Origin of the sequence: Pelosinus sp. IPA-1 (assembly GCF_030269905.1) — a bacterium.
Lineage (GTDB): Bacteria > Bacillota > Negativicutes > DSM-13327 > DSM-13327 > Pelosinus.
The window spans coordinates 256,798-269,793 of sequence record NZ_BSVC01000007.1; the positions used below are offsets into that span (position 1 = coordinate 256,798).

General features: G+C 36.9%; 16 protein-coding genes and 1 riboswitch. Of the genes, 14 read left to right on the top strand and 2 right to left on the bottom strand.

What is annotated here, in order from left to right; all coding sequences use genetic code 11:
* Positions 1–16: 16 nt before the first annotated feature.
* The 12 genes from cybH to QSJ81_RS18330 all read left to right on the top strand — a co-directional run bounded on the left by cybH (position 17) and on the right by QSJ81_RS18330 (position 8,813).
* Complete coding sequence (gene cybH, locus QSJ81_RS18275; RefSeq protein ID WP_038671511.1) at positions 17–718, top strand: Ni/Fe-hydrogenase, b-type cytochrome subunit; 702 nt, start codon at positions 17–19, stop codon at positions 716–718.
* Positions 715–1,200: a HyaD/HybD family hydrogenase maturation endopeptidase gene (locus tag QSJ81_RS18280; protein WP_285718769.1), complete on the top strand. Its 486-nt coding sequence runs from the start codon at positions 715–717 to the stop codon at positions 1,198–1,200. Before cybH ends, QSJ81_RS18280 begins: the two co-directional genes overlap by 4 nt.
* Positions 1,193–1,564, top strand: coding sequence for a hydrogenase expression/formation C-terminal domain-containing protein (locus QSJ81_RS18285; RefSeq protein WP_285718770.1), 372 nt, complete (start codon positions 1,193–1,195; stop codon positions 1,562–1,564). Before QSJ81_RS18280 ends, QSJ81_RS18285 begins: the two co-directional genes overlap by 8 nt.
* 126 nt (positions 1,565–1,690) lie before the next feature.
* Complete coding sequence (locus tag QSJ81_RS18290) at positions 1,691–1,846, top strand: DUF1540 domain-containing protein (RefSeq protein ID WP_071842018.1); 156 nt, start codon at positions 1,691–1,693, stop codon at positions 1,844–1,846.
* A 101-nt stretch (positions 1,847–1,947) separates the two neighbouring features.
* On the top strand, positions 1,948–2,250 hold the full coding sequence (locus tag QSJ81_RS18295) for a hypothetical protein (protein WP_285718771.1): 303 nt from the start codon (positions 1,948–1,950) through the stop codon (positions 2,248–2,250).
* 84 nt (positions 2,251–2,334) lie between these two features.
* Positions 2,335–2,697 carry a chorismate mutase gene (gene aroH / locus QSJ81_RS18300; protein ID WP_285718772.1) on the top strand — a complete coding sequence of 121 codons (363 nt, stop codon included), beginning with the start codon at positions 2,335–2,337 and terminating at the stop codon, positions 2,695–2,697.
* A 146-nt stretch (positions 2,698–2,843) separates the two neighbouring features.
* Positions 2,844–3,782, top strand: coding sequence for a glycosyltransferase family 2 protein (locus QSJ81_RS18305; RefSeq protein ID WP_285718773.1), 939 nt, complete (start codon positions 2,844–2,846; stop codon positions 3,780–3,782).
* A 126-nt stretch (positions 3,783–3,908) separates the two neighbouring features.
* A riboswitch (cyclic di-AMP (ydaO/yuaA leader) is annotated at positions 3,909–4,054 on the top strand.
* A 4-nt stretch (positions 4,055–4,058) separates the two neighbouring features.
* On the top strand, positions 4,059–4,727 hold the full coding sequence (locus QSJ81_RS18310; protein WP_285718774.1) for a C40 family peptidase: 669 nt from the start codon (positions 4,059–4,061) through the stop codon (positions 4,725–4,727).
* A 246-nt stretch (positions 4,728–4,973) separates the two neighbouring features.
* Positions 4,974–6,689, top strand: a complete 1,716-nt coding sequence (locus QSJ81_RS18315; protein WP_285718775.1) for an ABC transporter ATP-binding protein — start codon at positions 4,974–4,976, stop codon at positions 6,687–6,689.
* Positions 6,690–6,704: 15 nt separating this feature from the next.
* Positions 6,705–7,214, top strand: a complete 510-nt coding sequence (locus QSJ81_RS18320) for a Fur family transcriptional regulator (protein WP_285718776.1) — start codon at positions 6,705–6,707, stop codon at positions 7,212–7,214.
* Between the two features lie 12 nt (positions 7,215–7,226).
* Positions 7,227–7,952, top strand: coding sequence for a metal ABC transporter ATP-binding protein (locus QSJ81_RS18325; protein WP_285718777.1), 726 nt, complete (start codon positions 7,227–7,229; stop codon positions 7,950–7,952).
* A gap of 9 nt (positions 7,953–7,961) precedes the next feature.
* Entirely contained in the window at positions 7,962–8,813 is an 852-nt protein-coding gene (locus QSJ81_RS18330) for a metal ABC transporter permease (RefSeq protein WP_285718778.1), read from the top strand.
* Here QSJ81_RS18330 and QSJ81_RS18335 read toward each other — a convergent pair.
* Positions 8,790–9,719: a Na/Pi cotransporter family protein gene (locus QSJ81_RS18335; protein WP_285718779.1), complete on the bottom strand. Its 930-nt coding sequence runs from the start codon at positions 9,717–9,719 to the stop codon at positions 8,790–8,792. The genes QSJ81_RS18330 and QSJ81_RS18335 overlap by 24 nt on opposite strands.
* A gap of 218 nt (positions 9,720–9,937) precedes the next feature.
* Between QSJ81_RS18335 and yyaC the strand changes: the two genes are divergently transcribed.
* Entirely contained in the window at positions 9,938–10,507 is a 570-nt protein-coding gene (yyaC, locus tag QSJ81_RS18340) for a spore protease YyaC (protein WP_285718780.1), read from the top strand.
* 359 nt (positions 10,508–10,866) lie between these two features.
* A complete protein-coding gene (locus QSJ81_RS18345; protein ID WP_285718781.1) occupies positions 10,867–11,379 on the top strand; it encodes a sigma-70 family RNA polymerase sigma factor in 513 nt (170 codons plus the stop codon).
* Here QSJ81_RS18345 and QSJ81_RS18350 read toward each other — a convergent pair.
* The gene (locus QSJ81_RS18350) at positions 11,340–12,893 is read right to left on the bottom strand and encodes a recombinase family protein (RefSeq protein WP_285718782.1); all 1,554 of its coding nucleotides are present in this window, start codon (positions 12,891–12,893) and stop codon (positions 11,340–11,342) included. The genes QSJ81_RS18345 and QSJ81_RS18350 overlap by 40 nt on opposite strands.
* Between the last annotated feature and the right edge of the window lie 103 nt (positions 12,894–12,996).

The following is a 12,996-nucleotide window of genomic DNA, read 5'->3' on the forward strand; positions in this document are numbered from 1 at the left end:
GGTAAGGAGGAGTATAATGAAGACTCGTGTAGTAACTGTTTATTATGTATTTACAATTTGGACGAGAATTTTTCATTGGATAATGGCGGGGGCTATTTTAGTTCTGTTTGTTACGGGTCTATATATTGGTAATCCTTTTTATATTGGTAGCCAAGGTGTAGAACCAACGTTTGCTATTAGTAACTGGGCATCGATGTCTACAATTCGATTCATTCATTTTTCTGCGGCGTACATATTAATGGCATCCTTTATTTTACGGATTTATGGATTTATCATACATAAAGGTGATCGTATGCTACCGAAACCTTGGACGAAACTATTTTGGACAGGAATGCTTGATATGGGCCTGCATTATGGCTTTATGCGTTCTGCTCATAGACCATACCTAAGAAATTCAATGGCCAGGTCAGGATATGGTGGCGTGTATGGTATGATTTTTTTAGAAGCCTTTACAGGATTTGCTATGTATGCACAAGTTAATCCTAATAGCGGACTTGCTAAGTTGTTTGGACCTATCAACCATTTATTAATTGATGAATATACTGTGCATCTAATTCATCATTACGTAGCGTGGATGATTGTTTTATTTGTCATTATCCATGTATATATGGCGACAAGGGCTGACATGAGTGAAAAATATGGTGAGATATCTGCAATGTTTTCAGGAGTTAAGTTTTATGATAAAGAGCCGGATGATATAGGAGATCTAAAAGAATGAAGCAAATCACGGTTTTAGGGGTAGGAAACATTTTGATGCAGGATGAAGGGTTTGGTGTAAGAGTAGTGGAACGTTTGCTTAGCCACTACTCCTTTCCTCCCAACGTACAGGTATTAGATGGCGGTACGCTAGGTATGGAGTTGTTACGTTTTTTAGTTGGAACAGATAATTTAATTTTAATTGATGCTGTGTCAGGGCAATTACCACCCGGATCTTTTTATCGGTTTGAAAATGACGAAGTTAAGGCATACTTTAAAGAGAAAGTATCGATGCATGAACTTGGTATTCAAGATGTACTCGCAATAATGGAAGTATTAGAAAAACCTGCTAAGGAAATCATGATAATGGGAGTACAACCATTTGCGATTGATATTGGACTAGAATTAACACCTATAGTAGCAGAAACAATGGATAATGTAGTAAAAGAGATATTGCAAGTATTGAAAGATTGGCAGGTAGAGGTTGGGAAAATTCATGAATGAAGCAGTATTATCGCAAAAGAGTAAGGCAGTCTTGTTTGAGATAAACGAGGCATTAAAACGCTTTACGTTGACTGGTGAAACATGGAGTGTCTTTATTAATAAGATGTCTCTTACTGATGATGAGCGTCAAGAAATTCGAGATTTTCTCGGTCTCGGGAGTATTACCGTCCACTTGTCTGATACTGCTGAACCAGCGGAGTGGATGGAAAGTGGTATAGCAGGAATATGGTACGGTGTATTTTATGATCAGACAAAAAACCCTATACTTGAGACGATCGAAATCGGCAATTATCCTCAAGTAGCTTCTGCACAAATTGAAGATATAAATATAGGGTTGCAAAAATTAACACTAAAGTTAGCGTAAAATACTGAATGAGAAGGTAGTTAGGAGCCTTCTCATTCAGTATTTTTGTTATATATTCCTAGTTTCAATGGATAAAGAGAAAGAAAAGTCTACATACTAAATTTGAAAAAAGGGAGGTGAATGCACATGCTATCAGGTGTAAAATGTACTGTATCAAATTGTAAATATTGGAGAAATGGTGAACATTGTGATGCTTCTGCAATTGAGGTCAATGTAGATGGTGGTGGTAAAGCCGCTAATCAAAGTGAACAAACAAACTGTAAAACTTTTTATCAAAAGTAAAGAAAGTTTTAGAGGGAATATAAAATTCGGCTATGCTGATTTTATATTCCTTTTGGTATACATACTTCTAGGCAGCCATATATATTTATGGGGGTGGGAGTATGGATATTAAGAATTTATATGTTGTTGTGATACGGGATGATAAACAGGAAAAAATCAAAATAGAGGAGTATCGTAAGAATAACAGTACAGGGCATAATGAAGTACTATTTGCTTTAGATAATCAAAAAACGTGGGCGGATGCTTATGAAGTGTTACTGTATAAAGATTTAGGCAGTGTTTTTTGTTGGAAGGATTATAATGAAGGCAAATATATCGTGCTAAATGAATCTAATTCAATTTGTCCTCGGTGCGGATGGTGGATATGCCACCAGTGTGGAGCTTGTTATTGTAATAAATCCTGATGATTTTCTAAAAGGATAGAGGATATCACGTGGCGAATAACGAATTATTTACTAGAATAGTAGCAAGAGAGGATGATAAGGTTGGTGCGTGGTATCCGAGGTGCCACTACGGTGGAGAAAAATGAGTCAACTGAGATTATTAGCAACGTAATGGAGCTTCTATCAGCTCTGGTTGAGGCAAATAAAATCGACATAGAAGATATTGGGGCTGTAATTTTCAGCTCGACTCCAGATGTTAATTCGGCGTTTCCTGCTATAGCTGCAAGGAATTTAGGATGGACAGAAGTACCTTTGTTCGGTACGCAGGAAATTGATAGCCCAAATGGGGTAGCGCACTGTATTCGTGTACTTATATTGTTAAATACCGATTTGCCACAGAAAGCGATTAGTCATTTATATTTAAGAGGCGCAGTAGTATTGCGGCAAGATATTAATAAAGAAAAATAGACTTGTCTTTTAATTGCATTATTATAAGTTTAATCTATAGGCTTATAATAATAATTAAAAGTAAGCCTTTGCTATGGGAGGCAAAGGCTTACTTTTATGAATGATCATAATAAAGTTAGGACAAGTTAGGAATAGAGGAGAAAATAATGAAATTCATCTCGATTGTTGTACCTGTATATAATGAAGAAGAGAATATTGAATTTTTTTACCAGGAAGTTTGTAAACATATGGAGTCATTACCTTATAAGTTTGAATTACTTTTTGTCGATGATGGTTCAAGTGATGCGACACCCCTGCTATTAGAGAAAATATCGCAGCAAGACAGCAGGGTTAGAGGATTGATTATGGCGCGAAATTATGGACATCAATTAGCTTTGACTTGTGGTCTTGATCATGCTGATGGCGATGGAGTTATTACAATGGATGGAGATATGCAACATCCACCTGAAATGTTGCCAGTTCTTTTGGCAAAATGGGAAGAGGGATTTGAGGTAGTTCAAACGATAAGAATTAGTACCGAAGGAGTTTCCTGGTTTAAGTCTGTTACTTCTGGTCTATTTTATAAGTTAATTAATGCTATGTCTAAAGTGCATATTCAAGAAGGTGGCTCGGATTTTCGTTTATTAGATAAAGCTGTTGTACAAAGTTTTCGCCGTTACAAAGAAAGGGCTCGCTTTATTCGGGGTATGATCGGAGCAATCGGTTATCGGCAAGCATTGGTAGAGTTTGTTGCGCCGAAACGTTTTGCTGGTACATCTAAATTCTCTCTGCGAAAAATGATGCATTTTGCTCTTGATGGAATTACTGCTTATTCTAAATTACCTTTACGTTTTGCCTTTTTTATGGGATTGTTATTTGCGCTGATTAGTTTTGCTGTGACAATGCATGTTGTATATATTAAGTTGTTTACTCTAGAGGCAGTACCAGGGTGGGCGACTATTTCTGCAAGTATATTATTCTTAGGTGGATTACAATTGTTAGGGCTAGGTATTATTGGGGAATATGTAGGGCGCATATTTGAAGAAGTAAAGCAACGTCCCTTGTATTTGTTGCGTGTAGAATTGAAGCAACAACAAAAAGAATAAATGAAATTATGATTTTGCTAAAAGTGGATAATTCATACCAAACTTGTAAAAGAGAATATTAATTGTAAAATAATGAGATGTATGGCAGGAATATTCACTTAAAAAGCGAATAGTAAAAAATGTGCAGTTTTATAAAAGCCTAATCAATGCACAGGACCGGGGGAACCAAAGTTTTGGGGTGAAACCTTTTGGCTGAGTTTTATTTGCCTAGAGGTAGGGGGATCTCAACCCTAACCCGTCAGCTAACCTCGGAGGCTAGTGAGAGGGGTATGTATATTGACTAAATTTTTTCGAGTCGTGGTGTTGTTGCTATTTTTAGTTAGTGCAGGAACCATAACCTGCGCGGCAGCTGCTTACCATCAAGGCGATCAGGGTGATGACATAGCTAGTATTCAAGCACAATTAAATGCACTTGGGTATAATGCTGGTAGCCCAGATGGGGATTTTGGTGAAGTAACAGTTAAGGCAGTAAAAAACTTTCAAAGAGACAGAGGTCTAGACGCTGATGGAGTGATTGGTATGCAAACATACCGTGCGATCATGGGCAGAGAGATGTCAGTTAGTCGTGATAGTTCTAGTGCTGCAACTAGGCGGGTAATACAGACAGCATTGCGTTATCAAGGTGTACCTTATGTTTTTGGTGGGACTACACCGAATGGTTTTGATTGTTCGGGTTTTACTCGCTATGTATTCGCGCAAGCTGGTGTTTATTTGCCAAGAGCTGCTGATGAACAGTATGAAGTTGGGCAACCTGTATCCTACAGTCGCCTACAACCAGGAGACACTGTGTTTTTTACTACCTATGAAGCTGGTGCTTCCCATTCTGGTATTTATGTGGGCAATGGGCAGTTTATTAGCGCTACTTCAAGTCGCGGAGTAGTAATTGATCGATTGGATAGTGGTTACTGGGGAGCACGTTACCTAGGAGCGCGTCGGGTGCTATAATGCAGTGTAGGGGGAGGCTAGTACGCCTCCTTGCTTTTATTTTTAGTATTACAGGAACACAATATAACCAAACTAGGCTCTGCCGGTGCAATACTTTGGTGGGAGGCCTAGTTTTTATATGTTTATCTTATATATATTTATCATTAAATAAGTTATACTATACTAAAGGCTTTTTATTTTAATAGTAAATAAGCATTTGTATAATTGGGCACCAGAGAGTTGCCTCTATTAAGCACGGAGGCTTGTATGTTTAAATTATATTGGAAAAAATTTATAGTACCGCATTGGGCGATGGTATTGTTGGCATTGATATGCTTTATCATTGCCAGTATTGCAGGTTTATTGGCCCCCTTAGTTATAAAGTTTTTAATTGATGATGCATTAATTGGTGGGGATGAGGAATTTTTACATCTGATTATAGCAGGTGTCATTGGATTATATTTATTACGGGGGATATTTTCTTATATTTATGGACAAAAGATAGCCAAAGCGGGTAATCTGATGTTGGCGAAACTGCGACAGCGAATGTTTGAACGATTACAACAATTAGATTATGCATATTTTGTTAATACCCCAACTGGCGAAATTATTTCTTTATTTACGAATGACCTAGGGCTAATTCAACAATCTGTTTCGGTAGCGGTACCTGATTTGTTAGTGGAGTCACTTAATTTAATTGCTATCCTAATGATTATGATTTACTTTGATTGGCAACTGGCATTAGTGACCTTTGCTACTTTGCCCTTTATTATTCTTGCTACTAGCTTTTTTAATGAAAAAATTAGTGGATTAGGCAAATTGGTAGAAGAAACTTTGGGTGAAGTGACTAGCATATTGCATCAGGCATTATTATCGATAAAAGTGGTACAAAGCTATGTGCGAGAAGAGTATGAATCACAAAAATTTTGCTTGCATATGCGTAAGGCAGCTGGTGATTTTATTAAAGTACAGCGATTAAGGGCTATTTTAATTGCTTTAGTAGAATTCCTAGCGTCCATCGGCCTGACGGGAATTATATGGTATGGTGGTCGAGAAGTAATTAATGATAAGTTAACCATAGGCGGCATGTTTGCTTTTTTGGTATATATTATTAATATTCCAACGCCTATCAGAAAGATTAGTGAAGCTGTTTCTAGTATGAAGTTAGGCATTGTTGCTTGGCAAAGGGTTAGTAGTTTGGAAAGAGAAACGAAGGTAGTGTTTGACGGAAAACAAGAAATTGATAACGTTATGGGAAAGGTTGAATTTAGAGATGTAAATTTTGAATATCTCCCAGAACTAGGGACCTTAAGGGGAATTAATTTTATAATACGTCCAGGTGATATGGTGGCCATTGTAGGACCAAGTGGTGCCGGAAAATCATCTTTTGCGAATTTGCTCCTACGTTTTTATGATCCTATTTCCGGGGTTATTTTATTGGATGATCTTAATATAAAAGAGATAAAGATGAGTTTTTTACGTAAACAGATCGGATTTATTCAACAACAACCGATTTTATTTAATATAAGTATTTTAGAGAACATTCGATATGGACGACCAAATGCTACCTTCGATGAAGTAAAAAAAGCAGCAAAATTAGCGAATGCCCATGATTTTATAATGAATTTGCCTGGTGGTTATGATTATATTGTTGGTGAATTGGGTAATAATGTATCCGGGGGACAGCGGCAGCGTATTGCAATTGCTCGTGCCATTATTGTTGAACCACCAATTTTATTATTGGATGAACCAACAGCAGCTCTTGATACAGAGGCTGAGAAATTGGTTATGGAGTCCATACGCAAAGTTAGTGAAAATCGTACAACGTTTCTAATTACCCATCGATTGTCTAGTTTATTAGATTCAGATAAAGTGATTTGTTTAATGAATGGCAGAATTACAGAAGCAGGAACACACGCAGAACTTATAGAACGAGGCGGAGTGTATGCTAAGGCCGTATTTAATGAAGAGCTGCAGGCATAAAAAGTAGGGCGGGTAGTGATACTCGCCAAGGGCTTTGCACTCTTTACTTATTTTTATGTTGCTAATAAGAATGTTATTACTTATTTAAAGGAAAAATATAAAATGATATATGAAGTAATGAAACAATTAAAAGACAAAGGATTTCGAATTACGCCTCAGCGGCGCGTTATTATAGAAAAAATTGTACATACGGCAGGATTGTTAACGGCAGCTGAAATCTGGAATTTAGTGCGTCAAGAATATAGCGACATTGGGCTAGACACAATTTATCGAAATATTAGTATGTTAACAGAGATGGGGATTCTTATACCAATTTCCGGAACGGGAAAAGAGAGTACACGATATGAATTGGCTCACGCCAATCACCATCATCATGTTGTTTGTGTAAAGTGTGGGCAGGCGGTTTGTATTGATTATTGTCCAATTAATCAAGAATTTATTGAAATGCTCAGGATGAATGGATATGAATTAATTCGTCATAATGTTGAATTACTAGGTCTATGTACGGATTGTAAAAGTCTGTGAGGAGAATAGAAAATGTGTGAAGTAAAACTAGTAGATATTAATTTTTCTTATAATAATACGGTTGCGTTAGAAAATATATCTCTAACGGTTTCAAAAGGGGATTTTGTTGCTGTAGTTGGTCCAAACGGAGCTGGTAAAAGTACGATGCTTAGAGTTACAGCCGGACTTTTAAAACCCAACCGTGGAGAGGTAAGTATCGGTGGAAAAGATTTACTTACCGCAAAAGGACATGGCTTAATTGGTTATGTACCGCAAAATTATGGAAAGAATATAATGGGATTTCCAGCAACTGTGAAAGAGGTCGTAGCACTGGGATTAACGTTAGGTTCAGCAGCTACTCGGAATAATCATCAGGCTGCCAAGCACATTACTAGCCATATGTTAGAGTTGGTGGGGGCAGAGAACTTACGCGATCGGCGTATTGGTGAGCTTTCAGGCGGGCAGCAACAGAGGGTTATGGTGGCAATGGCTTTGGCAGCGAATCCAGAGTTACTATTATTAGATGAACCCACTAGCGGAATTGATTATGAAGCAAGTGCAAAAATCTACGAGCTCTTAGGTACTTTAAATAAAAATCTAGGTATTACAGTAGTTATGGTTTCTCATGATATTGAAAAAGCGGTATCATGGGCTAATAAAGTAGCATGTATCAATCGAAAACTATGTTTCTATGGTAGTAGTGAAGAGTTTGAAGCTACTCATGCTCAGGCTCGGCATTTGTGGTATTATACAGGGTGATGAGGTGAAATGATGGAATTTTTTCAGTATGATTTTATTCAAAGGGCACTATTGGCAGGTCTCATAACGGGGATTGTTTGCCCACTTATCGGAAGTTTTGTAGTGGTGCGTCGTCAATCTCTAATTGGTGATGGCTTAGGACATATTGCTTTTGCTGGTGTAACAGGCGGCTATATGGTAGGATTATATCCAGTAGTTGGAGCTTTGATTATGACCATAGCGGGTGCAGTGGGGATTGAACTAGTTCGTAGGCGCCATATGGAATTTGCTGATATGGGATTAGCAATATTCTTTTATGCGGGCGCGGCTATGGCTATTATTTTTAGTACGATGACTCGTATGCCCAGTTCTGGATTATTAAGCTTTTTGTTTGGGAGTATTATTACCGTATCTCTTGTTGATGTGATAACAATAGCTTGTTCTGGAACTCTAGTATTAGCTATTGTTTATTTTTTATTTGATAAGCTTGTGTTAATGGCCTTAGATGAAGATATTGCAAAGGTTGCAGGGATTAATACGGGAATGATTAATATGCTGTTTAGCATATTGACAGCTTTAGTCGTTGTCGTTGGCATGACGATAGTTGGTATCTTACTTGTCAGTGCGTTAATGATAATACCCGTGGCAACAGCTCATCTGCTCAGAGTGGGATTTAAGGCTACCATGGGATGGGCAGTAGTATTTTCTATAATATCTGTACTCATTGGTCTAACATCTTCTTTTTATTTGGATATTGCTCCCGGTGGTACCATTGTAATGACTGCCGTTTTGGAATATATTTTTATATCGATTGTAAGAATGAGTATGAATCGGAAGGAAAGACAAGATGTAGGTACTTCATCTTCTTTTGGGAACCAATAACATAACTAGATTTGCGTATTGGCGTAGTATTGGTAATACAGCCACAGAAGAAATAATATTAAATAGTGTATGTACTATGGCCACCTGTCCAGCAAAGTCTGCTGTGAGATAGGTGGCTATTTTCACTAGTAAATTTGTAAATGGTAAGAAAATAAAAACACCTAATACATTAAGAAGGATATGGGCTGCAGCGAGACGTTTAGCTGATAAAGATGCTGTTAATGCTACAATAATGGAAGATAAACAGGATCCAATATTGTTGCCGTAGACTACATAAGTAGCTGTTGTTAGATCGATAATCCCGTCGTTAGCCAGGACCATTAATACACCTGTGGCGGCGCTGCTAGATTGAAATAAAAGAGTAATGATCATTCCACCAAAGATTCCATAAATACAATTTTCTTTGGCGGCAAGCAAATAACTAACAACAGTTGTAAATTCTGAAAGACTGCTTAAGGCTTCTGATAAAATACTCATGCCAATAAACATACTAAGTAATCCTGAAGCTGCCATACCCAGGTAGCGAAGTTTTTTAAATATGATTGTAAGTAATAAAGTAAATAGAAATAATGGTAAGATAACTTGCTCTGGTATTGTGATAGTCATCAATTGTACTGTGGAACATGTGCCAATATTTGCTCCTAGAATAATCCCTAAGCCTTGATAAAAAGATAAATACTCTGCATGGACCAAGCCTATAGTTAATAATGAAACTGCAGTACTGCTTTGCATAATCGCAGCGGCAAACATACCTACAAATAAACCACGCAAAGGAGTTTTAGTTAGTTGGCTTAAGAGTGATTGTAATTTAGTCCATAATAGTTTTTGTAGACCAAGACGCATGAAGTAAATACCACCCAATAACAGTGTGGTACCGATTAGACTCAATAGTAGCATAACATACATTGCATTACCTCCATCTTCAAGTTGCAATATAATGTATGTTACTAGCTATGATTCTAAAACAAAGAATTTTTATAGGAAACCGCCTTTGCAAATATTGCAAGGCGGTTTTTTGGTGCAGTATGGGTTGGCTAGGAGCAAGGTGCTTCGACAGAATCAAGTATTCTTTGTAGGAAGGGTGCATAGATATTATTGGTAATATTATAAAAGGAGATCATAAAATGAAGAAGATTGTCGCTGAAAAATTAGTTACTAATATAAATGATGCTGTGGCTTATAACAAAATGCATCCGTATTTATTGTATTTATTAAAACAACAGAAAGAACTGAATAATAGAAAAATCATTATTTTATGTATTGGATCGGATAGATATATTGGCGACGCTCTTGGTCCCTTAGTGGGCTCTTATTTGCTAGAAAACACAAAAAGCATTGTTTATGGTAGCTTGGATAATCCTGTTCATGCAGGAAATTTAGTAGAAGTAATTCAGAGTATAGAAAAAAAGCATCATCAGCCTATTATTATTGCTGTTGACGCATGTTTAGGTAAAAATAATGAAATTGGCAATATGGAAATATGGGAGGGAGGTATAGAGGCTGGTATTGCTGTTGGCAATAAATTACCTTATATCGGCACCATTTCGATTATTGGTGTAGTAAACGCGGGAGGCTATATGGGATATTTAGATTTACAGAGTGCCTCATTATCGATTGTTATAAAACTTAGTAATTGCATTGGTAAGGTGATAAGTGATGTGATTAATTACGTTACGGATTATGATGCAGTTTAACTTATGGAAAACTTATCAATCTGGAAATAATCTTTCCCATATTACGTAGACCAGAATAAGAATACAGGCAATTAGTAGTTGGAAATCACCAGCATATTGTTCCATGATATCACTCTCCTTTTGCGATTATATGCTACGTGCTAGAAAGACGCAAGTCTATTATTAAAAAAGTCAGTACTCTTTCATCAATATCTGAATTCAGTAGAGTTATACATTCATTGAACGAGAGGAAAAAATACGAGTAAGAATTGGAAGTTTAAGGGGATTTTCAAAAAGATCTATGATATACAAAAATTAACAGGCACATGAAGAGATGTTATACCATACAATGAAGCAAGTGATTTGCGGGGGTGAATGTTGTGGTGTCTTTTTTTGCGGCATTAGCAGTCTCTATTGTGAATGGCCTTTCCCTACTGGTTTCTTACGTAACCAATAATACTTTTCCCTTACCTCTTTCAGAAAAGGAAGAACAAATATACTTGGAACGGCTAAAAAACGGAGATGAAAATGCGAAAAGCATATTAATCGAGAGAAATCTAAGATTAGTAGCACACATTGTTAAAAAATTTGATAATACGGGTGAAGATATTGATGATTTAATTTCAATCGGCACAATCGGGCTAATAAAAGCGATTAATACTTTTGATGTAGCGAAAAAAATTCGCTTAGCAACCTACGCAGCTAGATGTATTGAAAATGAAATTTTAATGCATCTTAGAAGTACACGTCGCACGCGTGCTGAAGTTAGCTTATACGATCCTATTGGGGTGGATAAGGAAGGAAATGAATTTACATCATATTCTTATCTGTATTGGGCATTGAAGCCACGTAATTACTGGGGTAAACGGGGATTTATCACTAGTGTAAATTGATCGCCTTTTTGCCATTTTTCCTTGCGATAGGTGACATTTTCTAGCACTGACTTTAACATATTATTTTTCTCAGTAGGGTTATTGGATTTTTCATAGACTTCTAAAACGTGTTGAACCTTAGGAATAATATCCTTTTTAGCTTTCTCATGTTGAATCTCATTCGACAAGGCAAATTCTGTCTTGTCGATATTTTTTTGTGTATTAGCAATTTTCTCAGATATTTTTGCTGATCTTTCTAGGTAGGTATCAGCATTATAAATCCCTTTTTCTAATAAGTCATGTAAATTGTCTTTTTGCAGCTCTAATTCTTTTAATTCCTTTTTGAGGTTTTTATATACTTTCTCTTTGAGGTCAATGGTATTATCCTGTTCACTAGCCTTAAAATTATCCCACTGAGCTCGATATTCGTTAAGCCATAGCTGCAGGCTCTCTACTATTTTCTGCTCCACATATTCAAAGCGGCAGCTTTTATTACTACAATGCCGATTATAGCACATAAGGTGAGGGTACTGTTGATGCTGATAAGGGCGATAGATCATTGAACCGCCGCATATATCGCATTTAATTAATCCAGCTAGGGGATTGGTAATGCCGTTAATAAGCTGATAGGGTGGGTGATATTTTTTTGACAGCATTTGTTGCACCTGCTCAAATTCTTCAAGAGTGACATAAGGTTCGTGACAATCGTAAATCCAAATCTGTTCTTCCTTGGGGCGCAATTTTGTTTCTCTGCCAATGCGAGTGGTAGATTTTTTAGAAGCTACTTTCTTCCATGCATTGACACCAGCGTAGGCAGGATTCTTTAAAATCGCTAAAATCGATGAGGCAGACCATTTCTTACCCGTATAAGATAGATATCCCATGTCATTCAGTTCATTGGCTATCTTATTGGTTCCCATGTTCATCCTGTATAACTTCCAAATTAAAGTCGTAGGCTCACTTTGTTCTGGGTTCTTAATTAAGTATCTCTTGCGGTCTTTTTTATCAATTAGGTATCCATATGGCGGTACGGTGCCAAGGTAGTTACCATCTTCCAAGGATCTAATTCGGCCGCTTTGTAAGCGTCTGGTGATGATCTTCAACTCTTTGCGTGCCATGAAGGATTCAAACTCAGTATATTCTTCGTCCCATTCATCGTTTAAATCATATATTTTACGTGGAGTTACGATCTTAGTTTTTGCTTGTTTAAAAGTTTCTATAATTAAACCTTGATCTTGCATTTTGCCACGACCAAGACGATCAATATCCATACAAAAAACAGACTTCCATTTTCCTTCTTCAATTTCCTTTAAAAGGCTCAACATCTCAGGCCGATGGATGATACTCTCACCTGACACAACTTCTTCAAAGACTTTAGAAATATTTACACCATATAATTTAGCTGTTTTAAATAATGCTTTTTTATGCTTAGCGAGAGTTTCGCCTTCACCTCTGGATTCTGCTTCCTGATCTTCTCTTGATTTACGGAGATAGAAACAAGAAGGCTCTAGGTCTTTATGATTCTGGTTGCTCACATTAGCACCTTCCTTGCTGTGATATCTCTTCAAACATATTTAGCATTCACTTTATATTATAATCGAAAAAATCCTTCAAAGCTTATAAAGATTTTGTTTGCAG

Coding starts and splice junctions, on each gene's coding strand:
- cybH (WP_038671511.1), top strand. CDS start 17: ATGAAGACTCGTGTAGTAACTGTTTATTATGTATTTACAATTTGGACG.
- QSJ81_RS18280 (WP_285718769.1), top strand. CDS start 715: ATGAAGCAAATCACGGTTTTAGGGGTAGGAAACATTTTGATGCAGGAT.
- QSJ81_RS18285 (WP_285718770.1), top strand. CDS start 1,193: ATGAATGAAGCAGTATTATCGCAAAAGAGTAAGGCAGTCTTGTTTGAG.
- QSJ81_RS18290 (WP_071842018.1), top strand. CDS start 1,691: ATGCTATCAGGTGTAAAATGTACTGTATCAAATTGTAAATATTGGAGA.
- QSJ81_RS18295 (WP_285718771.1), top strand. CDS start 1,948: ATGGATATTAAGAATTTATATGTTGTTGTGATACGGGATGATAAACAG.
- QSJ81_RS18305 (WP_285718773.1), top strand. CDS start 2,844: ATGAAATTCATCTCGATTGTTGTACCTGTATATAATGAAGAAGAGAAT.
- QSJ81_RS18315 (WP_285718775.1), top strand. CDS start 4,974: ATGTTTAAATTATATTGGAAAAAATTTATAGTACCGCATTGGGCGATG.
- QSJ81_RS18325 (WP_285718777.1), top strand. CDS start 7,227: ATGTGTGAAGTAAAACTAGTAGATATTAATTTTTCTTATAATAATACG.
- QSJ81_RS18330 (WP_285718778.1), top strand. CDS start 7,962: ATGATGGAATTTTTTCAGTATGATTTTATTCAAAGGGCACTATTGGCA.
- QSJ81_RS18335 (WP_285718779.1), bottom strand. CDS start 9,719: ATGTATGTTATGCTACTATTGAGTCTAATCGGTACCACACTGTTATTG.
- yyaC (WP_285718780.1), top strand. CDS start 9,938: ATGAAGAAGATTGTCGCTGAAAAATTAGTTACTAATATAAATGATGCT.